This is a genomic window from Streptomyces sp. P9-2 (genome assembly GCF_051903975.1).
In the GTDB taxonomy this organism is placed as follows: Bacteria; Actinomycetota; Actinomycetes; order Streptomycetales; family Streptomycetaceae; genus Streptomyces; species Streptomyces cellulosae.
On record NZ_CP192633.1, the window covers coordinates 1,785,035 to 1,809,822 of the forward strand.

Annotated in this window: 25 protein-coding genes; 18 read left to right on the forward strand and 7 right to left on the reverse strand. The window is 72.4% G+C overall.

What is annotated here, in order from left to right; all coding sequences use genetic code 11:
- Window positions 1–67: 67 nt before the first annotated feature.
- The 3 genes from ACQY0Z_RS08405 to ACQY0Z_RS08415 all read left to right on the forward strand — a co-directional run bounded on the left by ACQY0Z_RS08405 (window position 68) and on the right by ACQY0Z_RS08415 (window position 1,799).
- Window positions 68–559 carry a helix-turn-helix domain-containing protein gene (locus ACQY0Z_RS08405; RefSeq protein WP_254587778.1) on the forward strand — a complete coding sequence of 164 codons (492 nt, stop codon included), beginning with the start codon at window positions 68–70 and terminating at the stop codon, window positions 557–559.
- 77 nt (window positions 560–636) lie between these two features.
- A complete protein-coding gene (locus ACQY0Z_RS08410; protein WP_189896330.1) occupies window positions 637–1,269 on the forward strand; it encodes a hypothetical protein in 633 nt (210 codons plus the stop codon).
- Between the two features lie 197 nt (window positions 1,270–1,466).
- Window positions 1,467–1,799 (forward strand): DUF2516 family protein, encoded by a 333-nt coding sequence (locus tag ACQY0Z_RS08415; RefSeq protein ID WP_078504549.1) that lies wholly within the window; start codon window positions 1,467–1,469, stop codon window positions 1,797–1,799.
- Between the two features lie 101 nt (window positions 1,800–1,900).
- Here ACQY0Z_RS08415 and ACQY0Z_RS08420 read toward each other — a convergent pair whose 3' ends face one another.
- From ACQY0Z_RS08420 to ACQY0Z_RS08430, 3 genes are all read right to left on the reverse strand, one after another.
- Window positions 1,901–3,244 carry a PP2C family protein-serine/threonine phosphatase gene (locus ACQY0Z_RS08420; RefSeq protein ID WP_189896328.1) on the reverse strand — a complete coding sequence of 448 codons (1,344 nt, stop codon included), beginning with the start codon at window positions 3,242–3,244 and terminating at the stop codon, window positions 1,901–1,903.
- A gap of 334 nt (window positions 3,245–3,578) precedes the next feature.
- Complete coding sequence (locus ACQY0Z_RS08425; RefSeq protein ID WP_439812033.1) at window positions 3,579–4,682, reverse strand: C40 family peptidase; 1,104 nt, start codon at window positions 4,680–4,682, stop codon at window positions 3,579–3,581.
- 205 nt (window positions 4,683–4,887) lie between these two features.
- The gene (locus tag ACQY0Z_RS08430) at window positions 4,888–5,709 is read right to left on the reverse strand and encodes a class I SAM-dependent methyltransferase (RefSeq protein WP_439812034.1); all 822 of its coding nucleotides are present in this window, start codon (window positions 5,707–5,709) and stop codon (window positions 4,888–4,890) included.
- A gap of 220 nt (window positions 5,710–5,929) precedes the next feature.
- Here ACQY0Z_RS08430 and mshA point away from each other — a divergent pair, with 220 nt between their 5' ends.
- The 3 genes from mshA to ACQY0Z_RS08445 all read left to right on the forward strand — a co-directional run bounded on the left by mshA (window position 5,930) and on the right by ACQY0Z_RS08445 (window position 8,700).
- On the forward strand, window positions 5,930–7,267 hold the full coding sequence (gene mshA / locus ACQY0Z_RS08435; protein ID WP_189896325.1) for a D-inositol-3-phosphate glycosyltransferase: 1,338 nt from the start codon (window positions 5,930–5,932) through the stop codon (window positions 7,265–7,267).
- On the forward strand, window positions 7,260–7,772 hold the full coding sequence (locus tag ACQY0Z_RS08440) for a YbjN domain-containing protein (protein ID WP_189896323.1): 513 nt from the start codon (window positions 7,260–7,262) through the stop codon (window positions 7,770–7,772). Before mshA ends, ACQY0Z_RS08440 begins: the two co-directional genes overlap by 8 nt.
- Before the next feature lie 121 nt (window positions 7,773–7,893).
- Complete coding sequence (locus ACQY0Z_RS08445) at window positions 7,894–8,700, forward strand: hypothetical protein (protein WP_347224955.1); 807 nt, start codon at window positions 7,894–7,896, stop codon at window positions 8,698–8,700.
- A gap of 51 nt (window positions 8,701–8,751) precedes the next feature.
- On the opposite strand, the gene ACQY0Z_RS08450 is transcribed toward ACQY0Z_RS08445, so the two are convergent.
- Complete coding sequence (locus ACQY0Z_RS08450; protein WP_381725126.1) at window positions 8,752–9,612, reverse strand: helix-turn-helix transcriptional regulator; 861 nt, start codon at window positions 9,610–9,612, stop codon at window positions 8,752–8,754.
- Between the two features lie 49 nt (window positions 9,613–9,661).
- Here ACQY0Z_RS08450 and ACQY0Z_RS08455 point away from each other — a divergent pair, with 49 nt between their 5' ends.
- The 7 genes from ACQY0Z_RS08455 to ACQY0Z_RS08485 all read left to right on the forward strand — a co-directional run bounded on the left by ACQY0Z_RS08455 (window position 9,662) and on the right by ACQY0Z_RS08485 (window position 14,385).
- A complete protein-coding gene (locus tag ACQY0Z_RS08455; protein ID WP_254588573.1) occupies window positions 9,662–10,084 on the forward strand; it encodes a DUF2000 family protein in 423 nt (140 codons plus the stop codon).
- A 141-nt stretch (window positions 10,085–10,225) separates the two neighbouring features.
- Complete coding sequence (locus ACQY0Z_RS08460) at window positions 10,226–10,702, forward strand: DUF4231 domain-containing protein (RefSeq protein WP_189896320.1); 477 nt, start codon at window positions 10,226–10,228, stop codon at window positions 10,700–10,702.
- Window positions 10,703–10,792: 90 nt separating this feature from the next.
- Window positions 10,793–11,749: a GlxA family transcriptional regulator gene (locus ACQY0Z_RS08465; RefSeq protein WP_254588572.1), complete on the forward strand. Its 957-nt coding sequence runs from the start codon at window positions 10,793–10,795 to the stop codon at window positions 11,747–11,749.
- A 111-nt stretch (window positions 11,750–11,860) separates the two neighbouring features.
- Window positions 11,861–12,859 (forward strand): type I glyceraldehyde-3-phosphate dehydrogenase, encoded by a 999-nt coding sequence (gap, locus tag ACQY0Z_RS08470; protein ID WP_189896318.1) that lies wholly within the window; start codon window positions 11,861–11,863, stop codon window positions 12,857–12,859.
- Between the two features lie 184 nt (window positions 12,860–13,043).
- Window positions 13,044–13,250, forward strand: a complete 207-nt coding sequence (locus ACQY0Z_RS08475; RefSeq protein WP_254588570.1) for a hypothetical protein — start codon at window positions 13,044–13,046, stop codon at window positions 13,248–13,250.
- A gap of 158 nt (window positions 13,251–13,408) precedes the next feature.
- The gene (locus ACQY0Z_RS08480; RefSeq protein WP_347224959.1) at window positions 13,409–13,861 is read left to right on the forward strand and encodes a DUF4234 domain-containing protein; all 453 of its coding nucleotides are present in this window, start codon (window positions 13,409–13,411) and stop codon (window positions 13,859–13,861) included.
- A gap of 287 nt (window positions 13,862–14,148) precedes the next feature.
- Window positions 14,149–14,385, forward strand: coding sequence for a hypothetical protein (locus ACQY0Z_RS08485; protein WP_347224960.1), 237 nt, complete (start codon window positions 14,149–14,151; stop codon window positions 14,383–14,385).
- A 368-nt stretch (window positions 14,386–14,753) separates the two neighbouring features.
- On the opposite strand, the gene ACQY0Z_RS08490 is transcribed toward ACQY0Z_RS08485, so the two are convergent.
- On the reverse strand, window positions 14,754–15,416 hold the full coding sequence (locus tag ACQY0Z_RS08490) for a Type 1 glutamine amidotransferase-like domain-containing protein (protein ID WP_189896311.1): 663 nt from the start codon (window positions 15,414–15,416) through the stop codon (window positions 14,754–14,756).
- A gap of 265 nt (window positions 15,417–15,681) precedes the next feature.
- On the opposite strand from ACQY0Z_RS08490, the gene ACQY0Z_RS08495 reads away from it, so the two are divergent.
- The 5 genes from ACQY0Z_RS08495 to ACQY0Z_RS08515 all read left to right on the forward strand — a co-directional run bounded on the left by ACQY0Z_RS08495 (window position 15,682) and on the right by ACQY0Z_RS08515 (window position 20,383).
- A complete protein-coding gene (locus ACQY0Z_RS08495) occupies window positions 15,682–16,317 on the forward strand; it encodes a CGNR zinc finger domain-containing protein (RefSeq protein WP_189896309.1) in 636 nt (211 codons plus the stop codon).
- 109 nt (window positions 16,318–16,426) lie between these two features.
- Complete coding sequence (locus ACQY0Z_RS08500) at window positions 16,427–17,356, forward strand: NmrA family NAD(P)-binding protein (protein ID WP_189896307.1); 930 nt, start codon at window positions 16,427–16,429, stop codon at window positions 17,354–17,356.
- A 118-nt stretch (window positions 17,357–17,474) separates the two neighbouring features.
- Window positions 17,475–17,948 (forward strand): VOC family protein, encoded by a 474-nt coding sequence (locus ACQY0Z_RS08505; RefSeq protein ID WP_381730262.1) that lies wholly within the window; start codon window positions 17,475–17,477, stop codon window positions 17,946–17,948.
- A 150-nt stretch (window positions 17,949–18,098) separates the two neighbouring features.
- Window positions 18,099–19,748, forward strand: coding sequence for a dihydrolipoyl dehydrogenase family protein (locus tag ACQY0Z_RS08510; protein ID WP_439812035.1), 1,650 nt, complete (start codon window positions 18,099–18,101; stop codon window positions 19,746–19,748).
- Window positions 19,749–19,894: 146 nt separating this feature from the next.
- The gene (locus ACQY0Z_RS08515) at window positions 19,895–20,383 is read left to right on the forward strand and encodes an SRPBCC family protein (protein ID WP_254588265.1); all 489 of its coding nucleotides are present in this window, start codon (window positions 19,895–19,897) and stop codon (window positions 20,381–20,383) included.
- Between the two features lie 478 nt (window positions 20,384–20,861).
- Here ACQY0Z_RS08515 and ACQY0Z_RS08520 read toward each other — a convergent pair whose 3' ends face one another.
- On the reverse strand, window positions 20,862–20,993 hold the full coding sequence (locus ACQY0Z_RS08520) for a hypothetical protein (protein ID WP_272919600.1): 132 nt from the start codon (window positions 20,991–20,993) through the stop codon (window positions 20,862–20,864).
- A gap of 3 nt (window positions 20,994–20,996) precedes the next feature.
- The gene (locus ACQY0Z_RS08525) at window positions 20,997–24,659 is read right to left on the reverse strand and encodes an ATP-binding protein (RefSeq protein WP_439812036.1); all 3,663 of its coding nucleotides are present in this window, start codon (window positions 24,657–24,659) and stop codon (window positions 20,997–20,999) included.
- Between the last annotated feature and the right edge of the window lie 129 nt (window positions 24,660–24,788).

The following is a 24,788-nucleotide window of genomic DNA, read 5'->3' on the forward strand; positions in this document are numbered from 1 at the left end:
GGAGAGCTAGCGCACTCTTGCAAGCAGGGTGCTTGCAATTGTTAGCGGGGTGCGTCATGGTGGAGGTATGGCATCCCTGAACGTCGGCGGACTCGGAGAGTACCTGCGCGAGCAGCGGCGCAACGCGCAGTTGTCGCTGCGGCAGCTCGCCGACGCCGCCGGGGTGTCCAATCCGTATCTGAGCCAGATCGAGCGCGGGCTGCGCAAGCCCAGCGCGGAGGTGCTCCAGCAGGTCGCCAAGGCGCTGCGCATCTCCGCCGAGACGCTGTATGTCCGCGCCGGGATCCTCGACGCCGAGCGCGACCGGGACGAGGTCGAGACACGCGCCGTGATCCTCGCCGACCCCACGCTGAACGAGCGCCAGAAGCAGGTGCTCCTCCAGATCTACGAGTCCTTCCGCAAGGAGAACGGATTCGGGGGCACCGAGGACGGTGAGGTGGAACCCGTCGGGCCCGAGCCGGGTACGGAGGGCTCCATCAGCAAGGGCGGCAGACCCGCCGAGCGCCCCGGCCGCGAGGCCGGCGGCGACGACAACGGTCCGCGGCGGACGGCCGGCTGAGCCGGCCAGGGCGCCGGACGCCCGCCACGGACCACACAGACCCTCAGCCGAACACGACATCCGGGAGGACCATCACCATGGCCATCACCGACGACCTGCGCAAGACCTTCCGCGACCCCAAGCCGCTCTACTTCGCCGCCGGCACCGCCGATCTGGCGCTGCAGCAGGCCAAGAAGGTGCCGGCCCTGGTGGAGCAGCTGCGCACCGAGGCCCCGGCCCGCATCGAGGCCGTGCGCAACACGGACCCCAAGGCCGTCCAGGAGCGGGTGACCGTCCGGGTCCGCGAGACGCAGGGGAACCTGCAGGCCAAGGCCAACGAGCTGTTCGGGACGATCGACACCGACCTGAAGAAGCTCGGGGAGACCGCCCAGGACCTGGCGCTGCGCAGTGTGGGCGTCGCCGCCGAGTACGCGGTCAAGGCCCGCGAGACCTACGAGAAGCTCGCCGAGCACGGTGAGCAGGCCGTGAAGACCTGGCGCGGCGAGGCCGCCGAGGGCATCGAGGACATCGCGGTGGCCGTCGAGCCGCCGGCCGAGCCGAAGCCCGCCGCCGCCCCGGCCGGGACCAACGCGGCGGAGGCCGAGCCGGCCGAGGCCAAGGTCACGGAGGTCAAGCCCGCCGAGGCCGCCGCGAAGAAGCCGGCCGCGCCGAAGAAGGCCCCGGCGGCCCGCAAGGCCACGGCGAAGAAGACGACGCCGCCCGCGAAGTGAGCGGCGCCGCACTCCGCTGAAGCGGGACGGAACGGCACGGGCCGGGCACTTACGCGGTGCCCGGCCCGTTCACCGGGTAGCCGGCCGGCGGATGCGGGTACGGTGACGGCGGGAAGACGACGTGGCCGTCCGACGGCGGCGCGACAAGGACGACGGCGCGGTGGACGAGCCGATTACGGGTGGTGGACGTAGTGCTGATGCAGGGCTTCGCTAACTTCTTGTGGCTGTTGAACCTGGCCCTGATCGTGTTCAGCGGTTTCGCGCTGATCGACGCCGCCACGCGCCGTGAGGACGCCTACCGCGCGGCGGACAAGAAGACCAAGCCGTTCTGGCTGATCATCCTGGGTCTCGCCTTCGTGGTGAGCCTGATCTTCAACATCCTTTCGTTCCTGCCGATCATCGGCCTGATCGCGACGATCGTGTACATGGTCGACGTCCGCCCGGCCCTCAGGTCACTCCCCGGAGGCGGCCGGGCCCGCAGGGGCTCCAGCAGCGACGGCCCGTACGGCCCGTACAACGGCGGTCGCTGAACGGAAGTACCCAGTTCCCCGCGCCTCTTCAGGGGCGCGGGGAACTGCGCGAACGGCCCACGACGGCCCGCAGCCGCCCCGAAACCGTGCCGGTACGGCGATCAGCGCGTCCGGTCCAGCAACAGAACCGCGACGTCATCCGTCAGCTCGCCCCCGTTGAGGTCACGAACCTCGTTCACCGCCGCCCGCAGCAACTCCTCCCCGCTCAACCCCTCGGAGAGCCTGCGCCGGATCAGGTCGACCATGCCCTCCTGCCCCAGCCGCTCCCCGGTGTCGCCGACGCGGCCCTCGATCAGGCCGTCGGTGTAGAGCATCAGGCTCCACTCGGCGCCCAGCTCCACCTGCATCCGCGGCCAGCGGGCGCCGGGCAGCAGCCCGAGGGCGGGGCCGTTGTTCTCGTACGGCAGCAGACGCGCGGGCATGCCGGGGCGGGCCAGCAGCGGTGACGGGTGGCCGGCCAGGCACAGGCCTGCCCGGCGGCCGTCCGGCGCGATGTCCACCGTGCACAGCGTCGCGAAGATCTCGTCGTCCGGGCGCTCGTGCTCCAGCACCTGCTGCAGCGTGCTCAGCAGTTGGTCCCCGCACAGTCCCGCCAGGGTCAGCGCCCGCCAGGCGATGCGCAGCTCCACGCCGAGCGCCGCCTCGTCCGGGCCGTGCCCGCAGACGTCGCCGATCATGGCGTGCACGGTCCCGTCCGGCGTGCGGACCACGTCGTAGAAGTCACCGCCGAGCAGCGCGCGCGAGCGGCCGGGCCGGTAGCGGGCGGCGAACCGCAGCGGGGAGCCGTCCAGCAGCGGCGTCGGCAGCAGGCCGCGCTCGAGCCGGCGGTTCTCCTGGGCGCGCAGCCGGCCCTCGGCCAGCCGCCGCTCCGCGGAGTCGGACCGCTTGCGCTCCACCGCGTAGCGGATGGCGCGGCTCAGCAGCCGACCGTCCAGCTCGTCGCGGACCAGGTAGTCCTGCGCGCCGACCCGTACGGCCTCGGCGCCGCGCTCGGTGTCGTCCGCGCCGGTGAGGGCGAGGACGGCGTGCCGGGGCGCCAGCTCCAGGACGTGCCGGAGGACGGCCAGCTCGTCGCCGTCGTCCGCCCGGCCGGGCGCGGGCAGCGCCAGGTCCAGCAGGATGCAGTGGACGTCGTCGGTCAGCAGCCGCTCGGCCTCGGTGAGGTTGCGGGCGGTGCGGATGCGAATCGGCCGCCCCGCCTGGTCGAGCAGGTCGGGCACGATCGGCGTGCCGCCCGGGTCGTTCTCGATGAGCAGCAGGGTCAGCTGTGCGGGTGTCGTGGTGGTCGTGGCCTTCGCCGGTTCGGCGCCGGTCGGGCCGGCCGCGTCGGCGGCCGCCGTCCGGCTCTCGGGCAGCTCCTGTGCGGACTCGTTCGGTGCGGCGACCGTCCCCTGACCACCTTCCGCGGCCGGGATCGCTCTCTGCCGCGGTACGGGTGCGGGCATTGTTCCGGGTTCCTTCCCTCCCCCCGAGGGCATGGCGGGGGCGACGGATCTCGGCCCTGTCCCCCGCGTGTTTCTGGCGTGGGCGGGCAGGGGATGCCCCTTCGAACGGGGACCATAGCGGGTGACCGCGCCGCAGCGGAATGGTGTGAACCACGCCGCCCGGCCAACGGCCGCTGTCATATGCCGCGTTTGCTACCGCAGTTGGACAGGCCGGAGATGCTGTGGGGATGACGAACGTCACGTCCACGGGGCGTTGGTCACGAGATCCACGTGCGGTGGGTCACGTGGCCCGTGTCACGGGGCCGTTGGGCCCGACGGACACCGCCCCCGGACGTCACTCAGGGTGTCGCTCCGCCTCCGGATCGGGCCGTACGACGCCCAGGATCGGCATCGAACCGGCCCCGGCGAGCGTCACCGTCCGGCCGGGACGGGGCGCGTGGACCATGACGCCGTCGCCCACGTACATCCCGACGTGGCTGGCGTCGGCCCAGTAGATGATGAGGTCACCGGGCCGCATGTCCCTGACGCCGACGCGCTCCAGGTGCTGCCACTGCATCTGCGACGTGCGCGGGATCGTCTTCCCGGCGGCCAGCCACGCCTGTGAGGTGAGCCCGGAGCAGTCGAACGTGTTCGGCCCCTCCGCGCCCCACTGGTAGGGCTTGCCGATCTGCGCCGTGGCGTACGCCACGGCCTTGCGGCCCTGCGGGGTCGCCTCGGAGGAGAGCGCCTCGAGGACGCCGGAGCTCAGCCAGGTGGCCTGGGCGCGGGCGGCGGCCTGCCGCTCCAGCCGGGCCAGCCGCTCCTTCTCCTCCTGCTCGAGCTCGGCCTCCAGCTTCTCGGCGGCCTCGATCTGTCTCTCGATCCGCTTCTGCGCGGCGGCCTTGACCTTGCGGCCCGCCTCCAGCTTGCGCATCTGCTCCCGGGCGTCCGCGGCGTACTGCTCCAAGTCCCGCTGGGTGCGGGTCATTTCGCCGATCAGGCCCTTGGCCGCGTGCTGCTCCTGGCGGACCCGCCCTGCGCCGTCGAGGAACTCCTGCGGGTCGTCGCTGAGCACCAGGCGCGCCTCGGGCGGCAGCCCGCCGCCCCGGTACTGCGCGGCGGCCGCGGCCCCCGCACGGCTCTTGAGGTCGTCCAGCTTCTCCCGGCCCTCGGTGATCTTCTTCGCCAGCCGCACGACCTGCGCGGTCTGCTGCCGGGCCTTCTCCTCGGCCGCGTTGTACTCGTCGGTCGCCCTGGCCGCCGCGCGGTAGAGCTTGTCGAGCTTCTTGCGGACGGCCTCCAGCTCCACGTCGCTGGTGACCACGGTGACGCTCGCCGTCGCGCCCGGGTCCGGTGGGGGAGTGGGCGCCGCGAACGCCGTACCGGGCACGGCCAGTACGGTGACCGCGCAGACCACGGTCACGGCCGCCGTCAGCACTCCGCGCTTGCCTGCCCCCATGCGTGCACCCCCGCCTGGTTAATCGTCAGTAACTTTTCGCTGCCGGGGGGATGCTGCCATTAATGAGCGAGAAACGACAGGGGGTGTGGACAACGCCCCTTGCGTCCCGCTGGTCCCTGTACGACCGTCATCCCGGTCGGTGTGACGTACGGCCGGGGGAGATCGTTCCCGGCCCCTATATGCGGAGGCACCGCCTCCGGCGCCCTCACCACCCGAGCGGCGCCAACGCCCCCCACCGCACGGTGACTTCCCCCTGCCGCCAGCGCGCGGGGCCGTCCGTCACCGGCCAGTCGGCCGTGAGGTCCCGCACCGCGCGGATCCAGCGCTGGCGCGCTCCGTACGAGGCGTAGGGTGCGGCGGCCGCCCAGGCGCGGTCGAAGTCGCGCAGGAAGACGTGCACCGGTTCGCCGGGGACGTTGCGGTGGATGAGCGCCTTGGGGAGCCGTTCGGCCAGGTCGGAGGGGCGGTCCAGGGAGCCGAGCCGGGTCGCGAAGGTCACCGTGCGCGGTCCCTCGGGGCCGAGCGCGACCCACACGTGCCGGCGTCCGATCTCGTCGCAGGTCCCCTCGACCAGCAGCCCGCCGCGCGATCCGGTGGCCGGGTCGGCCGGGGCGAGCCGTGCGCACAGCCGCCGCCACACGCCGGCGACCTCCCCCTCGTCGTACTGGCGCAGCACGTTCGCCGCGCGGACCAGGACCGGGCTGCCCGCGACCGGGATCTCGAAGCCGCCGCGCAGGAACACCAGCCCCTCCCGCTCGTACGGCCGTGCCGAGGCGACCCGGGCCGGGTCGATCTCCACGCCCGCCACCCGGGCGCGGGGCGCCGCCGTGCGCAGCCGGTGCAGCAGTTCCAGCGCGGTCCAGGGGGCCGCGCCGTAGCCGAGGTCGACGGCGAGGGGGTCGGCGGCGCGGCGCAGCTCGGCGCCGTGCGCGGCCGCGATCCAGCGGTCCATGCGGCGCAGCCGGTTGGGGTTGGTGGTGCCGCGCGTCACCGTGCCCACGGGGGCGGAGGCGGGACGCGATGTCATGAGGACGAGGGTACGGGGGTACCCGCTCCCGGATCGCGGCGCGTGCGCCGCCACGGGCACGCACCGCGCAGTCGAACGGTTGAGCTAGACAGGGTAATGATTCGGTAAAGACCGCCGACGACCGCGCCGTACGGAAATGGGAACGCAATGTTCCGATGTTGACGTCGCCGAGGGTCGTACGCCCTCTCCCAGCCGTGCCCGCAGCGAGGAGGAACGCCACGTGAGCCAGTACATCGCGAGGCTCGGGCGGCGCTCCCCCGCCGTACCGCCGCGCCTGCGGCTGCACCGCAGGCCCCGCCGCGTGGCGATGCTCTCCGTGCACACCTCGCCGCTGCACCAGCCGGGCACAGGCGACGCGGGCGGCATGAACGTCTACATCGTGGAGCTGGCCCAGCGGCTCGCCGCGATCAACATCGAGGTGGAGATCTTCACCCGGGCCACCACGGCCGCCCTCCCGCCCGTCGTCGAACTCGCGCCCGGCGTCCTCGTCCGGCACGTCGACGCGGGCCCCTACGAGGGCCTCGCCAAGGAGGACCTGCCCGCCCAGCTGTGCGCCTTCACCCACGGCGTGATGCAGGCCTGGGCCGGACACCGCCCCGGTCACTACGACCTGGTCCACTCCCACTACTGGCTCTCCGGGCACGTCGGCTGGCTGGCCGCCCAGCGCTGGGGCGTCCCCCTGGTGCACGCCATGCACACCATGGCCAAGGTCAAGAACGCCAACCTCGCCGACGGCGACACGCCCGAGCCCGCCGCGCGCGTGATCGGCGAGACGCAGATCGTCGCCGCCGCGGACCGGCTGATCGCCAACACTGCCGAGGAGGCCGGCGAGCTCGTCCACCACTACGGCGCCGACCCCGCCAAGGTCGCCGTCGTCCACCCCGGCGTGAACCTCGACCGCTTCCGTCCCGCCGACGGCCGCGCCGCCGCCCGCGCCCGCCTGGGCCTGCCGCAGGACGCGCTGATCCCGCTCTTCGCCGGCCGCATCCAGCCCCTCAAGGCCCCCGACGTGCTGCTGCGCGCGGTCGCCGTGCTGCTCGCCGACCGCCCCGAGCTGCGCTCCCGGATCTGCGTGCCCGTCGTCGGCGGCCCCAGCGGCAGCGGCCTCGCCAAGCCGGAGGGGCTGCAGAAGCTCGCCGCGCGGCTCGGCATCGCCGACGTCGTCCACTTCCACCCGCCCGTCGGGCAGGACGAGCTCGCGGACTGGTTCCGCGCCGCGTCCGTGCTGGTCATGCCGTCGTACAGCGAGTCGTTCGGGCTGGTCGCCATAGAGGCGCAGGCGAGCGGCACCCCGGTGCTCGCCGCGGCGGTCGGCGGCCTCCCGGTCGCCGTACGGGACGGGGAGACCGGCTTCCTGATCCAGGGCCACGACCCGGCCGCGTACGCGCGCGTGCTGCGCGACTTCGCCGACCGGCCGGAGCTCGCCGCACGGATGGGCGAGGCCGCCGCCCGGCACGCCCAGAACTTCGGCTGGGACACCGCGGCCGCCGCCACGGCCGACGTGTACACGGCCGCGACCCACGCCCACCGCCGTCACGTACGCTCCCACCATGGCTGACACGGAAGCGGAGCAGCGGGCGGCACAGGTCGTCGAGGGCGTGCTGAAGGACGCCGAGCTGGAGTGGGAGAGCCCGGCCCCCGGGAACTACGTGGTGAAACTCCCCGGCACCCGCAAGCTGTCCACGACGGTCTCCCTGATCGTCGGCCGGCACACCCTGTCCCTCAACGCCTTCGTCATCCGCCACCCCGACGAGAACGAGGCGGGCGTCCACCGCTGGCTCCTGGAGCGCAACCTCAAGCTGTTCGGCGTGAGTTACGCCGTCGACCCGCTCGGCGACATCTACGTCACCGGCCGCCTGCCGCTGCCCGCGATCACCCCGGAGGAGCTGGACCGGCTGCTGGGTCAGATCCTGGAGGCCGCCGACGGCAGCTTCAACACCCTGCTGGAGCTGGGCTTCGCGTCCGCGATCCGCAAGGAGTACGCATGGCGCGTATCGCGGGGCGAGTCGACCCGCAACCTGGACGCGTTCACGCATCTGCTGGAGCGGCCTTCGGAGGGCTGACTTCCCGGGACGTGTGCGCCCGCACTGTGGTGGGGGTCCGAACTGGCGTGCGAAACCGGGCTGTTAGCCTGCCGCGATCCGGGCCCCGGACACACGGGCCCCATGCATGAAGAGGACGTGCATGCGCACTGGCAGATCCGCCCTGGCGGCGGTGCTCGGCGGAACGATCGCCCTCGGGGCGCTGACCGCTCAGCCCGCCCAGGCCGCCGACACCGGCATCGGGGTGTCGAAGGTGGTCGTGAACAAGGGCAAGCCCATCGTGGTGGGCACCACCGAGACGAAGTACCCGACGATCAGCTTCCGGGTGACCTGGCCCGCCGGGCACACCATCAGCACCGCGTCGGCCATGCCGTTCATGTACCACGGCACGACGGCGGTCAGGGCCTACGAGGGCCCGGGCAACCAGGTCTTCCTCCACGACATGATCACGTGCAACGAGGACGGCTCGCGCGCCGCGAACTGCGAGGGGGCGCTGCGCATCCGCCCCCGCGAGAACCTCGACTCGGCCGCGGACGCCACGACGTGGAAGCTGGCGTTCGTCGCCCTCCTGGACGTGAAGGGCAAGATCAAGCACGAGTACCTGAACAGCTCGGCCACCCTCCAGGTCAAGCGGGCCGCCCGGGCCACGGTCAACGCCTCACCGGAGCCGGTGGTCAAGAACAGGACGCTCACCGTCACGGGCAAGCTGACGCGCGCCGACTGGGCGAGGCGTGCCTACTCCGCCTACGGCGGCAAGGCGGCCCGGCTCGAGTTCCGCAAGGCGGGCACCACCGCGTGGACGGCGGTCAAGACGGTGCGGGCGAACTCCAGCGGGTCGCTGAAGACCACGGTGAAGGCGACCGCGGACGGTTACTGGCGCTGGATGTTCGGCCAGACGACCACGACCGGCGGCGCGACGTCGGCGGCGGACTACGTCGACGTGAAGTGACCAGCACTCCGCCGGGGGTTCGCGCGTGCGGACCCCCGACGGCGTGCTTGCTCACGGGCGTTCCGCGCTCCGGTACCGCCCCGGAGTGACCCCCACCAGCCGGCGGAAGTGCCGGGTCAGGTGGGCCTGGTCGTAGAAGCCCGATGCGGCCGCGACGTCACCCGGCGGCCACCCGTCCAGCAGCAGCCGCCGGGCCCGGCCGACCCGCCGGGACATCAGGTACTGGTGCGGCGGGATGCCGTACGCGGTGCTGAACGCCCGTACCAGATGGGCGGGATGGGCCGACAGCTCGGCGCCGGCCTCCGCCAGCGTGAGCCCGTCGGTCACCCGCGCGTCGAGCAACTCGCGCAGCCGCCGCGCCAGTACGGGGTCGGGGCGGCGGGGCGCGGCCGGCTCGCGCGACCGCAGATGCTCCCGCAGCCGCTCGCCGACCAGCGTCAGGCGGCTCTCCGCCTCCAGTTCGTCCCCCGGCCGCACCAGCGCGGAGTGCACCTGCCCGACGCGCCGGCGCAGCAGCGGGTCGCGCAGGTCGGGGCGGTCCACGGCGGCCCCGATGAGGTCGTCGCCGAGCCTGCTGGAGTCCAGGTACAGCACCCGCTTGCGGAAGCCCTCGGCGGTGGCCGGCTCGCCGTTGTGCGGGACGTGCGGCGGCAGCAGGGTCACGGTGTCGTCCGGAGTGCCGTGCTCGTGCCGGTCGAGGTCGTACCGTACGGCGCCGGAGTCGACGATCAGCAGCGTCCAGGCGTCGTGGACGTGCATCGGATAGGCGTACTCGGTGAACCGGGCGTGGAACACCTCGACGACACCGGGGACGGAGGGCCGCCAGGCGCTGACGGTGGCCGGGGGCGGGGTCACCGGGGGCTGGGTCGCCGGGGGCGAGGACGCCGGGGGCCGGGATGCCGGGGCGGGCATGCAAACAACGTACAAGACGCGGGGCGGACCCGGGCGGGAGTCTCAGGGCATGAGCACGAGCACCCGTTTCGACACGAAGATCGCCGTCCTGCTGCGTGAGGATGTGGAGCCCTGGCAGCGCCTCAACGTCACCGCGTTCCTGGTCAGCGGCCTGGGCACGCAGATCCCGGAACTGATCGGGCAGCCGTACGAGGACGCGGACGGCGTGCCGTACCTGCCGATGTTCCGTCAGCCGGTGCTGGTTTTCCAGGGCGCCAAGGAGGTCCTGAAGGCGGCCCACGGGCGCGTCCTCTCCCGCGCCCTGCCGCGCGCGGTCTTCACCTCCGACCTCTTCGCCACCGGCCACGACGACGCCAACCGCGCGGCGGTCCGGGCCGTGGGTACTTCGGACCTGGACCTGGTGGGTCTCGCGGTGCACGGCCCGAGGAACGCGGTGGACAAGGTGCTGAAGGGGGCGCGGATGCATCCGTGACGGGTGGGGCCGCGCCGCGTGCCGGCGCCGTGCGGGCGTCCGCATGCTCCGCGGCCCACCGGGACGGGAACCGGACCGGGCATCCGGGGAGTTCGATCAAACGCGTTCCGCGCGGGGCCCTTCCGGGGACACCATGGGCCCATGCGCCGACGGACCCCCGACACCGACTGGCTGAACTCCCCGGACCCCGTACTGGCCTTGGCCCAGGCGGAACTGGCCTTCTACGAGCGGGTGCGGAACTCTTCCCGTCGGTGGTACCGCCTGACCGAACTGGGCGCCCTCGCCACCGCCTCCTCCACCGTGGTGGCAGCGGGACTCAGCGCGCCGGCCTGGCTGACGGCCCTCATCGCCGGCGGGGCCCTGTTCTTCACAGGCCTCCGGCAGGTGTTCGGGCACGGCCCCCGCTACGTCCTCGCGGCCCAGTCGCACGAGACGCTCCGCCGGGCCGTCAACCGCTACCGCCTGCTCCCCGCCGACGAGCGCGACGAAAGGGCCCGGGGGGAGCTCCTCGCGGCGGTCGAACGGGTGGGCGACGAGGAACTCCGCCAGTGGGTCGAACAGCGGAACCAGACCTCCTCGCCCCTCGGCCCGACCCCGGGCGGCCCGCCACTGCCCTGACCACCGGCCGCGGCGGCCGGTCGCGGTCGTACGGCTCCCCGGCGTGGTCCTGCGAGGTCCGGGCGAGGGCGCTCCGCGTACGCTTTCTGCGTGCCCGCACCCCGTCTCCACCGTGTCGCCGTCCTGGTGCTCGAGGGCGCGAAGCCGCTCGACGTCGGGATTCCGGCGCAGGTCTTCACGACCCGCGCGAGCATGCCGTACGAGGTGCGGGTGTGCGGGGCGGCGCCCGGTCCGGTGACCGGCGGGGACGGACTCGCGTACGCCGTCTCGCACGGCCTCGACGCGCTGGAGTGGGCGGACATCGTCTTCGTGCCCGGGTACCGCTTCCCCGACCGTGAGGATCCGCCGCCCGCCGTGGTCGACGCGCTGGTCGCCGCGCACGAGCGGGGCGCGCGGCTCGCCGCGATCTCCACGGGCGCGTTCGCGCTGGCCGCCACCGGCCTGCTCGACGGGCGGCGCGCCACCACGCACTGGCACTACACGCGCGCCCTCATGGCCCGGCATCCGCGGATCAAGGTCGACGAGAACGTGCTGTTCGTCGACGAGGGCAGCGTGCTCACCTCGGCGGGCGCCGCCTCCGGGATCGACCTGTGCCTGCACATCCTGCGCGGCGACCTCGGCGTGGCCGCGTCCAACCACGCGGCCCGGCGGCTGGTCGCGGCGCCGTACCGCAGCGGGGGCCAGGCCCAGTACGTGCCGCGCAGCGTCCCCGAGCCGCTGGGCGAGCGGTTCGCGGCGACGCGGGAGTGGGCGCTGCACCGGCTGGGGGAGCCGCTGACCCTGGAGGTGCTGGCACGGCAGGCCGGGGTGTCGCCGCGGACGTTCTCCCGGCGGTTCGTGGAGGAGACCGGGTACACGCCGATGCAGTGGGTGATGCGGGCCCGCGTCGACCTGGCCCGTGAGCTGCTGGAACGCTCGCAGCGCAGCGTCGAGCAGATCGCCGCCGACACCGGGCTGGGCACGGGGGCGAATCTGCGGCTGCACTTCCAGCGGATCCTCGGGACGACGCCGAGCGAGTACCGGCGGACGTTCACGCGAGGCGAGTGATCCGCGGTTCTCGGCGGCTTGGCAGGATCCTTGTGAACCATGGCGATCCCGCCACTGTCAGTGGCGCCGGTGGCGCGCGAGCCTGGGTGGCGAGAGGAAGGGACACCACTCATGACTCGCATCGCCATCAACGGATTCGGCCGCATCGGACGCAACGTGCTGCGCGCCCTGCTGGAGCGGGACACGGCCCTGGAGGTCGTCGCCGTCAACGACCTGACCGAGCCGGCCGCGCTCGCCCGGCTGCTCGCCTTCGACAGCACGTCGGGGCGCCTCGGACGCCCGGTGAGCGTCGACGGCGACACCCTCGTCGTGGACGGCCGCCGGATCAAGGTGCTGGCCGAGCGCGAACCGGCCGAGCTGCCCTGGGCCGAGCTGGACGTCGACCTCGTGCTGGAGGCCACCGGCCGCTTCACCTCGGCCAAGGCCGCCCGCGCCCACCTCGACGCGGGTGCGCGGAAGGTACTGGTCAGCGCGCCCTCGGACGGCGCGGACGTGACGCTGGCGTACGGCGTGAACACGGACGCGTACGACGCCGAGCTGCACACCGTCGTCTCCAACGCGTCCTGCACCACCAACGCGCTCGCGCCGCTGGCCGCCGTCCTCGACGACCTCGCCGGCATCGAGCACGGGTTCATGACGACCGTGCACGCCTACACGCAGGAGCAGAACCTCCAGGACGGCCCGCACCGCGACCCGCGCCGCGCCCGCGCCGCCGGCGTCAACATCGTGCCGACCACGACGGGCGCCGCGAAGGCGATCGGCCTGGTGCTGCCGAACCTTGACGGCAAGCTGTCCGGCGACTCGATCCGCGTGCCGGTGCCGGTGGGGTCGATCGTCGAGCTCAACACGACGGTCTCCCGTGACGTGACGCGCGACGAGGTGCTGGCCGCGTACCGCACGGCCGCGGAGGGCCCGCTGGCCGGCGTCCTCGAGTACTCGGAGGACCCCCTGGTCTCCTCCGACATCACCGGCAACCCGGCGTCGTCCATCTTCGACTCGGCCCTCACCCGCGTCGACGGCCGCCACATCAAGGTGGTGGCCTGGTACGACAACGAGTGGGGCTTCTCGAACCGGGTGATCGACACGCTGGAGCTGCTGGCGCGGGGCTGAGCCGCCGCTGCGCGTACGTGCCCCTTGCCGACGGGTCTGCCGTGGGGCGAGGGGCACGGGTGTGTCGTCGGGTACAGCCTGCTGTACCGCGAAGAGGGGTGCTCGCCGGGGCGACCCCGGACCCTCTGCTCCCTAGCGTGGACACCACGAAACCACGTCCGAACTCCCGCTAGGAGCAGGCACCATGACGACCACCCATCCCAAGGCGTCCGACGACTCCGTGACCCGCACGGCCCTGTGGGCCCTCGTGGCCGTCAGCGGCGTGGCGAACCTCGTCACGTCCGTCGCCCAGGCGCCCCTCGTCGTGAACCTGGTCACCGGCCTGGTCACCCTCGCCGCCCTGACGGCCCTCGGTGTCCGCCACCTCCGGGCCCGGCGCGCGGGCGCCTGACCTCGGCGGTTGCCCAACTTGATCACGAGTGCATGACAAAACCATCCATGAAACCATCACGGATCTTCACGTAGCCTTCGCTTCTTGCCATGCTGGCGCGGCCCGAGATCACTTCTGATCCGTACGCATCACTCCGCACTCGCACCTGGAGCGCCGCCATGGCCGACACGCAGCCCACCACCGAGCCCGGTCCGAACGCCGCGGCTCCCCTGTCCGGACTGGCCATGAAGCGCCGCGGCCCCGTCGCCGTGTGGCTGGGTCTGCCGATCATCACGTTCGGCATCTACCAGCTGGTCTGGTACTACAAGATCCACAAGGAGCTGAACGAGCACGACCGCCGTCAGGACCTGAGCCCCGCGGGCAGCGTGCTGGTGCTGCTCTTCCTGAGCTGGACCCTGATCGCCCCGCTCGTCTCGTTCCACAACACCGGCAAGGCGATCGCGAACGCGCAGCGCGCGGCCGGTCTCCAGGTCACGTGCAGCCCCGCCGCGAGCACCTGGCTGGCCTTCGCCTTCGGCATCAACGTCTGGTACATGCAGCGCGAACTGAACCGCGTGACCGAGGCCTACCCGGGCGCGACCCCGGGCACCCAGGTCCCCCTGGCGGCCTGACCCCGCCCCTCTCCCACGGCCCACGGCATCCGTCCCTCCCGGACGCCGTGGGCCGTGGTGCCTTACGCAAAGCGCTGGACCTTGCCCCTTTTGCCTGGACCTTGCCCCTTCTGCCGGCACCGGCATCGCCGAAACCGGGCGGGAGGGGTACCGGGGCCGCTGAGCTCCGACCTGCGTAAGACGTCTCCTTCCGGGTGAAGTGCCTCTGTTCTCCCCGCATGGTCAGTTGGGTACTTCTAGCGTGCGGCTCGCTTGCATACCTATGGCACCGAGGGAGTCGGCACAGCATGACGACAACGCCCGATCAGCAGCCTGTCCAGGTTCAGGGTCAGCCACCGACGATCATCATCAACAACAACAACTCCGCAGCGGCGTCAGCCGCAGCCGCTGTCACCGGAGGCGCCTTGCGTCGCCGGCGTCAGTCGCTATGGGCCCATTTCTGGCTGCTGCTCCTCACGGGAGGCATCGGCAACATCTTCTACGCCGTGCACGTGAGTCGGTGGAACCGAGACCGGGGCCTCTGACCGGCAGGCCCTGCCGGTCAGGGAGTCCGACGGCTTCCGGCTCCGGGCTGAGGGCCACACACCCGAGAACGCCTCCTGCCTGTGCGGTACGCACAAGTAGGAGGCGCGCCATCGTCGGGCTGCCACCTCTGCTGTCGGCGCGACGGACGCTTCGGCGGCACCGGTCCCGGGCGTTGACCACCACTACGCGGCGCCACTCGCCGGCCCCCCTCGGCTCCCCGGAGCTACATTCCCCTCGCCGAATCCGGATCACGCCCTGGGAGGGCCTCACCGCCCTTGCCCGAACAGGACAAGGCGGCAGTGGTGGGGCTCGTTGGGATCGGTGACGTGCTGGAGCGGGTCGCCCGAAGGAGCGAGGGGCAAGGCCGCTACGCCCCGAACTCCTTCCACCGCCCCTCCGAGATCACCTCAACCGTCCCGTCCACGACCTTGATGGCCGTCTGTTCGTCGATGGCGAAGGACGGTACGCCGAGGCCCGCGGCCCATCTCTCCGCGTCCGCCAGGGTGTTCTGCGGAAACGCGTCCAGGTGCGGGAAGATCGCGAAGTCGACGACGCCCAGGGTGCGGTCGTCCGGGGCGGACGGCCACTCGACGAAGTACGTGCCGATCCGGGGCGTCATCACCATGCTGCCGGCGCTCACCCCCACCCAGACCGTGTCGGGCAGCGACGGCAGCAGGTCCGCCAGCCCGGACTCCCGCATCCAGTGGCACAGGTACGTCGCGTCGCCGCCGTCGACCAGGAGGACGTCGGCGTCCCGGACCCAGGGGACCCATCGGTCCGTGCCGACGGTCGGCAGGGCGGTGAGTTCGAGGACGCCGAGCGATCCCCAGCCCAGACCGGTCAGGTGCTGCCACAGCGGCTCGGCCGCCGCGAAGCCCCGTACCGATGCCGGACCGCACATCGGGTGACCCCACTGTGCCGTCGGGATGCACAGGGCACGGCACTCGTCGATCGGCTTGCCGAGGAGCTGCACGAGTGCCGACCGGATGCTCGGGTTCGTGACGCCGCCCGATGTGAGCAAGAGCTTCAAGGGTGCCTCCAGGTGCGCGTGCGGGAGGTGGACGCACCTGAGGACTCCGGAGCGCGCCGGAACTCATCGGCCTACCGCCGGACCAAGGTGTCGCGGCCCGCCCAGGGGGGCGTTGCGGTTGCTCGGGCGGGGCGGTCTAGGTGCTGGCCATGGTCGGCACGCGTGGACCGCCCCGTGAGACACCGATCCCCGCCGCCCGCCGCCCGCCACCGCGACCTGACCCGCGACCTTTGCCTTCCCGCCCGTCACCGATCAGACTGGTGACATGAGGCATGCGTTCCCCGGCGGCACCCCGGCACTCGACTTCCCCGGCACGCTGCGCTTCCGGCACCGCGCCGACCCCCGGGAGGATCTCGACTCCCCGGCGAGCCTCGGGGCATGGTTCCGCGAGGCGGGGATCACCGTGGACGATGTCCCGGCCGGGCCCGACGACCTGCGCGAGGCGCTGGCGCTCCGGGAGGCGGTGTACCAGCTGGTCCGCGCCGCCGTGGCGGGCGAGAAGTACGACCGGGACGCGCTGGCGCTGGTGAACGAGTACGCCCGCAAGCCCACCCCCGTGCCCCAGCTCACCCCCGCCGGACGGCAGGTGGAAGCCACCGTCGAGCAAGCACTCGCGTACGTCGCCCGGGACGTCGTCCTCACGCTGAGCGGTCCGGACGTGCCGCTGCTCAAGGAGTGCGGCAACCCCGAGTGCTCGCAGATCTTCGTCGACCGGTCCCGCGGCGCGCGCCGCGAGTGGTGCGCCATGGACCCCTGCGGCAACAAGATCAAGGCCGCCGCCTACCGCGCCCGGAAGCGGGCGAGCGGGGTGCTCACCGCGGGCCGGGCCGGCTCGCGCTCGGCCCAGTCCGTATCCCGTACGTCCCGCGGCCCTGCCTCGCCCTTCGCTTCAGGCCGTTGACACCGGCCACCCCGGCTCCCCCGCCGCTCGCCGTGAAGCCCCGAGCCGCCCGTGCGAAGCTGGTCACATCCCCGAGACCGGCTTCGGCCGGGCCGGAGGGAGGCCGATCATGCCTTCTCGTCAGCCCGTCCTCGTCACCGGCGCCGGCGGCGTCGGCCGCACCGTGATCGAACACCTCCGCGCGGACGACGTACCGGTACGCGTCCTGGTCCGCCGCGACGACGAGCGGGCGGAGGCGCTCCGCCGGCTCGGTGCGGAGGTGGTCCTCGGCGACCTCACCCGGCCCGAGACCGTCGCCGACGCCCTCCACGGCATGCGCCGCCTGTACTTTGCCATGCCGGTCTCCCGCGACCATCTCCTCGCCGCGACCGTCGTGGCGACCGTGGCCCGCGAGTACGGCGGCCTGGAGGTCCTGGCCGGCATGTCGCAGATGACGGTGTCGCAGATGACGGCCACCAGCACCGACGAGTCCCACCAGCAGCGGCTGCACTGGCTCGCCGAGCAGGTGCTCGACTGGTCCGGTCTGCCCGTGGTGCACGTCCGGCCCACGTCGTTCCTGGACAACCCGCTCTTCACCACGCTCGCCGCCCGGTCCATCAGGGACGACGGAACCCTCACCTTGCCCTTCGGCGACGGACGCACGTCCCCCGTCGCCGTCGCCGACGTCGCCCGGGTCGTCGCCGCCCTGCTGACCGGCCGGCGCGGCCACCTCAACCACGTCTACGAGCTGACCGGCCCGCGGACGATGGACATGACGGAGATGGCCGCGGCCTACGCGCGGGCGCTCGGCCGGCCCGTGGTCTACGCGGACGTGCCCCTGGAGCAGTGGCGGGAGGAGGTCCTCTCCCGGGCCGGACTGCCCCCGCACGTCGAGGACCACATCGTCACCATGTGCCGGCTGCATCGCGAGAACCGGTACGACCGGGCCACCGACGACGTCGCACGCGTGACGGGCGTACCGGCGCAGAGCGTCGAGGAGTTCGTGGCCGCGCGCCGGGACCAGTACCTCGCTCCTCAGCCCGCCGGCCACCTCGGCTGACCTCCCGAGTGCGTCACCTGTTTGACAGGTGATGCCGCATGCCGCATGCTCGTCACCATTCAGACCGGTGACGCACTCGGCGACCCGGTCGTCTCTCCCGAAGTGGATGCAGCACCCCATGAACCTGAAGCTGGAACTCGTCGTCCTGCCCGTCTCCGACGTCGACCGTGCCAAGGCCTTCTACGAGCGCGCGGGCTTCCGCCTCGACGTGGACAAGGCGCCTGTCGAGGGATGGCGCGCCGTGCACCTGACGCCCCCGGGCTCCCAGGCGTCGATCATCTTCGGCGAGGGCCTGACCCCCGCCGAGCCCGGATCGGTCCAGGGCCTCTACCTGGTCGTCACGGACATCGAGGCGGCCCGGGCCGAACTGCTGGAGCGCGGCATAGCGGTCAGCGAGGTCTTCCACGACGGCGCGGGCGTGCTCTTCCACGGCCACGCCGCCGGCACCGTCACCCACGACCTGCCCGCCCAGCGACGCCTGCCGGGCCGCCACCCCGAGGGGCTCTCGTACGCCTCCTACGCCACCTTCGACGACCCCGACGGCAACGGCTGGGTGCTGCAGGAGATCACCGAGCGCTTCCCCGGCCGCTGAGGCAGTCCGCCTGGGGCGGCACCGTCACCCGGCAGCCGTCACCCGGCGGCCGTCACCCGGCGGCCGTCACCCGGTGGCCGTCACCCGGCGGCCGCCGCCCGCGGCGGGCACAGGCCCGCACCACCACCGCCCCACACCTCAGGAACAGTGATGAACGAAGCAACGGCAGACGGCGACGTCCGTGAGCACGCGTACGAGTACGACGTGGTCGTCGTCGGCGGCGGCCCCGTCGGCGAGAACGTGGCCGAACGGGTCCGCTCAGCCGGCCTGACCGCCGTGATCGTCGAGCGCGAACTGCTCGGCGGGGAGTGCTCCTACTGGGCGTGCGAGCCGAGCAAGGCGCTGCTGCGCCCGGTCCTCGCCCGCGCCGACGCGCTGCGCGTCCCCGGTCTGCGCCGGGCGGCGGAGGGTCCGCTGGACGTCGACGCCGTCCTCGCCCACCGGGACGCGATGGCCTTCCACTGGAAGGACGACGCCCAGGCCGACTGGCTGGACTCGGTCTCCGTGGACCTCGTCCGGGGCCACGGCCGGCTCGACGGCCCCCGGCGCGTCACCGTGACGACCCCGGAGGGCGACACCGTGCGGCTCGCCGCGCGGCACGCCGTGGTCCTCGGCACCGGCAGCGTCCCGTCCCTGCCGCCCGTGCCGGGGCTCGACCGGGTCCGCCCCTGGACCAGCCGCGAGGCCACGGGCGCACGGCGGGTCCCCGGATCGCTGGCCGTGGTCGGGGGCGGTGTCGTCGCCGTCGAGATGGCCACCGCCTGGCAGGCCCTCGGGTCGAAGGTGACCCTGCTGGTGATCGAGGACCACCTCCTCGGACGGATGGAACCGTTCGTGGGCGAGATGGCCGAGGACGGTCTGCGCGAGGCGGGCGTCGACATCCGTTACGGGACGGCCGTGGAGTCCCTGCGCCGACACGACGCGGCCGGGGGCCGTGCCCCGGTGCGGATCACCCTGAGCACCGGTGAGGAACTGACCACCGACGAGATCCTGTTCGCCACCGGCCGGACCCCTCGGACCAGGGACGTGGGGCTCGACACCGTGGGGCTGGCCCCGGGCGACCGGCTCGCCGTGGACGACACCTACCGGGTCACCGCCGTACCGGACGGCTGGCTCTACGCCGTCGGTGACGTCAACGGGCGGGCACTGCTCACCCACCAGGGCAAGTACCAGGCCCGCATCGCCGGCGCCGTCATAGCGGCCCGCGCGGCGGGACGGCCGGTCGACGACGCTCCCTGGGGCGCCCACGCCGGTACGGCCGACACGGCGGCCGTACCCCAGGTCGTCTTCGGGGTGCCCGAGGTCGCCGCGGTCGGCCTCACCACCGTGGAGGCGGAGCGCACGGGCCGAAGAGTCGACGTCGTCGACCACGACATGACGGGCATCGCCGGAGCGCACCAGTACGGCGAGGGCTACCGCGGCCGGGCGCGGATGCTGGTGGACCCGGAACGCGGCACCGTCGTCGGCGTCACCTTCGCCGGCCCCGGCGTGGCCGAACTCGTCCACTCGGCGACCTTCGCGGTCGCCGCCGAGATCCCGCTCGAACGGCTCTGGCACGCGGTACCGGCCTTCCCCACGATCGGTGAGGTCTGGCTGCGCCTGCTGGAGGCCTACCGGGACGGCGCCCCGGCAGCCCACGGACAAGACACGGCGGACACGCGGCCCACGCCGCGCTTCTCACAACTCCCTGAGCGCATCCGCCTTGAGGACACCGTGGCCGAACGCCCCGCGTCACCGCCCGCCTCGGCCGACGCCGCCGTCACCCCGGACTGGTGGCTCATACGCATGGGAGGCATCTGAGATGCGCCATCGCCGAACAATCGTCCGCCTGACGTCGATCACGACCGCCGGAGTGGTCGCCCTCGGCTGCTTGCTGGGCGTGTTCTAGCCGGACGGGCCCGACGGGCCGGACGGGAATCTTCCGTCCCCGGGATGGGAGGATCACCGTGCCGGCGCGCCGTATCGAGGAGGGGGCCGAGGTGCCGTCCACCGAGCTGAAGCACACGTTTCAGATCGCCGCGCCGCCGGAGGAGGTCTTCGCGCACCTGGCCGAACCCTCGCACTACGTCGGCCTGTCGCCGCTCGTCGTCGCCGTCCGCGACGTGCGGCGCGACGGCGACACCGTGCACTACACGGCCGTGGAGCGTTTCCGCTTCCTGGGCGTGCGGCACGACAACCTCATCGACGTCACACTCACCGCCGCCCCGGACGGCCTCCCGCACTCCGCCGAGGTCTCCGGGGAGGTCCGCAGCCCCGGCGGGGTCCGCATGAGCTACCGCTTCGCCATCGCCCGCGAAGGGACCGGCAGCATCGTCACCGACACCCTGCACCTGCGGACACCCCTGGGCCTGCTGCGCTTCGCCGCCTCCCAGGCGCGAAAGGTCCAGCGATCCCGGGCACGCGTCCTGACGGCCCGTCTGACCCGCCCCGCCTGAGGGCCTTCCCGCGGGCCCACAGACGGCCCCGCCGCAGCGAAAAGCCCCCTCCCGGCGGAGAACCCGCAGGCAGGGGGCTTACGCCTGGGCCCCTACGGCGCCTTACGGCGCTTACTTCTTCTTGCCCTGGGTCTTGCCGGAGATCTTGGTGACCTGCATTTTCCCAGCTCAGGAGCGGTTGGCTCGCGCGCCTGGTGGTTGTCATTGGTCGTCATTGGTCACTGTCGAGCGACGTCGGACGGCCCAGAGACGGCCCAGCATGCCGCCTCCGACTGACGGCCGGCGCCCTCGACGCGCCCGTCTGAACCTCAGCCGCCGACAGCCAGCCACGACGGCGAGCGCGCCAACCAACCACGCACGCGTATGCCTCGCTGCACCCCCACCGGCCTCAGCTAGCTGCCGGTGTCGTGGACCAGAGCAAGCCACGACGACCGGCCTGTGACGATGGGGCATGAGCCCTCAGCTTGGGAAGCTGCGATCATTTGCGGTCGGTCAGGGCATTGACCTGCGTCGATGGGTAATCTGCACCCTCGTCGGCGATGTCTGCTTCACTGTGATACCCCGCTGTTCCCTGCTCGATCTGGTGCGGTTGTGGTGCGGAAGCGGTCACGGATCACTCTTCTGGCATTTCTTCCAGCAACTTGCGTAGCTGGATACTCCGCTTCAGAGGTTCCGTGAATACTTCGGGCCGCTGCTGCGCCAGGGTTTCGCGGATTTCGACGGCGCGGGTGATGGCGGTCAGGGCTTCCTCGCGCCGCCCCAGGGCCGCCAGACAGCCGGACTGGTTGTTCAGCGTGGTGGCGAGGTCGGGGAGGAAGGCGTCGGGCCGCTGCTTGGCCAGGGTCTGGTAGGTGTCGACGGCGCGGGTGATGGCGGTCAGGGCTTCTTCGCGCCGCCCCAGGTCCGCCAGACAGCCGGACTGGTTGTTCAGCGTGGTGGCGAGGTCGGGGAGGAAGGCGTCGGGCCGCTGCTTGGCCAGGGTCTGGTAGGTGTCGACGGCGCGGGTGATGGCGGTCAGGGCTTCCTCGCGCCGCCCCAGGTCCGCCAGACAGCCGGACTGGTTGTTCAGCGACATGGCGAGGTCGGGGAGGAAGGCGTCGGGCCGCTGCTGCGCCAGGGTTTCGCGGATTTCGACGGCGCGGGTGATGGCGGTCAGGGCTTCCTCGCGCCGCCCCAGGTCCGCCAGACAGCCGGACTGGTTGTTCAGCGTGGTGGCGAGGTCGGGGAGGAAGGCGTCGGGCCGCTGCTTGGCCAGGGTCTGGTAGGTGTCGACGGCGCGGGTGATGGCGGTCAGGGCTTCCTCGCGCCGCCCCAGGGCCGCCAGACAGCCGGACTGGTTGTTCAGCGAACCGGCGAGGTTGGGGAGGAAGGCGTCGGGCCGCTGCTGCGCCAGGGTTTCGCGGATTTCGACGGCGCGGGTGATGGCGGTCAGGGCTTCCTCGCGCCGCCCCAGGTCTGCCAGACGGTTGGACTGGTTGTTCAGCGACATGGCGAGGTTGGGGAGGAAGGCGTCGGGCCGCTGCTTGGCCAGGGTCTGGTAGGTGTCGACGGCGCGGGTGATGGCGGTCAGGGCTTCCTCGCGCCGCCCCAGGTCTGCCAGACGGTTGGACTGGTTGTTCAGCGACATGGCGAGGTCGGGGAGGAAGGCGTCGGGCCGCTGCTTGGCCAGGGTCTGGTAGGTGTCGACGGCGCGGGTGATGGCGGTCAGGGCTTCCTCGCGCCGCCCCAGGTCTGCCAGACGGTTGGACTGGTTGTTCAGCGACATGGCGAGGTCGGGGAGGAAGGCGTCGGGCCGCTGCTGCGCCAGGGTTTCGCGGATTTCGACGGCGCGGGTGATGGCGGTCAGGGCTTCCTCGCGCCGCCCCAGGTCTGCCAGACGGTTGGACTGGTTGTTCAGCGACATGGCGAGGTCGGGGAGGAAGGCGTCGGGCCGCTGCTGCGCCAGGGTTTCGCGGATTTCGACGGCGCGGGTGATGGCGGTCAGGGCTTCCTCGCGCCGCCCCAGGGCCGCCAGACGGCTGGACTGGTTGTTCAGCGAACCGGCGAGGTCGGGGAGGAAGGCGTCGGGCCGCTGCTTGGCCAGGGTCTGGTAGGTGTCGACGGCGCGGGTGATGGCGGTCAGGGCTTCCTCGCGCCGCCCCAGGTCCGCCAGACGGTTGGACTGGTTGTTCAGCGACATGGCGAGGTCGGGCAGGCTGGGTTCGTGTGTGTCGTGGTGTTCGACCAGGGCTGTGCTGAGGTCGGCTGCCCACTCGCTGAGGGCCAGGGTGGATTCCGGTAGCTGGTCGCTGAGGTGGTGCAACAGGGTGATGTCCTGTGTAGCGCGGGTCAGGTGAGTCAGAGCGTCGATCAAGGGCGAGGTATGGGCGGTGCGGGTCGCTGTGGTCAGGGCGGCCGGTCCCAGCACGGTCGGGGCCGTGGTGAGGGCGTCACGCAGGATGCCGTTGATCGCGTTGTGGTGGTGGGGGTGCTGGGCGGTGCGGGCCAGCACGGTCAGGGCCTGTTCGGCAGGTGCGCCGGTGAGGGTGGTCAGGATGCGGGTGAACAGGGCGGGTTCGCGGCTGAGCTGGGTGCCGAGGTGGTATTCGGCGATGCGGTCGGGTTGGAGGCTGCCCCATACGGAGCCTGCCGGGGTCGGGTAGAGATCCGCGAGCCAGGTGGCCAGTGCCCCGCGGACGGCGGCCGCGCTGTCGTCGGCCAGACCGGGAAGCTGGGCCAGGAGCGCCCTGGCGTGATCACGGTCGGTCGCGGGGGCCAGGCAGGCCAGGGCGACGGCGAGGGCACGGGTCTCGGTCCCGCTGCGCTCCCCGGTCAGGCCTCGCTCGGGGCTGTTGGCGGTCTCGTCCCAGTACTTGCGTTCGTGTCCCAGCAGCCTGCCTTCCAACGCGGTGGTCCGGCCTGGGGTTTGCGGGGTGCCGGTGGTGTCGAGGAGGGCGAGGAGGGCGGCCATCTGCACCGACAAGGGTGTGTCGAACTCGGCGCCGGCCAGGGCGGGCATCGCGTCCACAGTGGTAAGGGCAGGCAGGAGGGCCGCCCAGTCGGTGGCGGGGAAGAGCCGGCGCAGTCGGGTGCTGAAGTCGCCCAGGGCCTGCCGGTAGGCGGCGGTGCGGTCCTGGGAGGTGTGGTGCAGGGCCGGAACCGGTGTGACAGGGGCGGTGGCCAGGGCCTGGCTGTGGGGGTGTTCGGTGGCCCGGGTCCACCAGTCGCCCGCGGCACGGGCCAGGGCCAGCACCCGCACGGGGCTGGTGACCTGGTCGTGGTCGACCGCCTCCAGCAGAGCATGCAGTTGCGGGACGCGGGTCTCGGCGTAGTCGACGACGATCAGCAGCGGCCGGCGCACCTGGGACAACACATCCAGCGGCACCCTGGTATCGGTGGTCAGGCGGATCGCGGCCCAGCCCCGGCTCGTCAGCCGGGTGGCGAGTTCGGCCGCCAGCCGGGTCTTTCCCGCACCACCCGGCCCGGTCAGCAACCGAGCCTGCACCAGGCTCTGCCCCCAATCCCATGCGCTGGCAGGCTCATCGTGAGGGGCGGACTGCGCCTGGCTGGAAGGCAGCTCGCACCAAGGGGTCAGATCCTTCTCGAGCAGATCTTCGCGGCCCATGAAGGACACCGTCGCCTGTTCCGGGCGCAGCAGCTCGGCCGGGGATCGAGGCGGCCGGGGGATGGCGGTGCGGTCGGCGAGGTGTTGCAGGTCTGCGGGCTCCAGTAGCATCGCCCGCCCGGTGTGCTCCTCGATCAGCTCCCGTACCACCGGATCCGACGCCAGGACATAGGCCGGCATGGCCTCCAGCCGGGTGTGGTTCCAGCCGGGCGGATCACCGGCCACCACCCCGGTCAGCAGTGGCGCCATTCCCGATGCGCTGCCGCACCACAACGCCGCCCCCGACATCCCGCCCCACGGCGCAGCGCCCTGATACAGCTCGGCTCCCGCCTCACCTACCAGGACGTACCGGTCCCTGTCCCGGCCGCTTTCCGGCAGCACCCGCCCGTCAGCCTGCACCAGCGACACCGCATCGGCACCGGCCTGCCCCACCACCGGATAACCCAGGCACTGTGCGGGACAGGCCTGCACCGTCACCAACCGCCCCCACCGCACCCCGGGCAAAGGCCTGTCCGACAGATCCTCCCCGGCCAGCAGCAACGCCGCGTCCCACCCCTGAGGGCCGTCCTCCAGCCGTTGCCACACCACCCGACACGGCACCCGCCCGGCATGGCCGGGCAATTGCACCGACACCCGCCCGCGGTCCTTGAGCACGTGCGCGGCCGTCAGCACCAGCCGACCGCCCAGCACATACCCCGACCCCCGAGCCTCACCGGACCGCACCACCGCCACCCGCGCCCTGTCCACCCCGCCCTGCCTCCCCGATCCCTGTCCTTACAGGCCTCGCCCCCGATCCAGGCG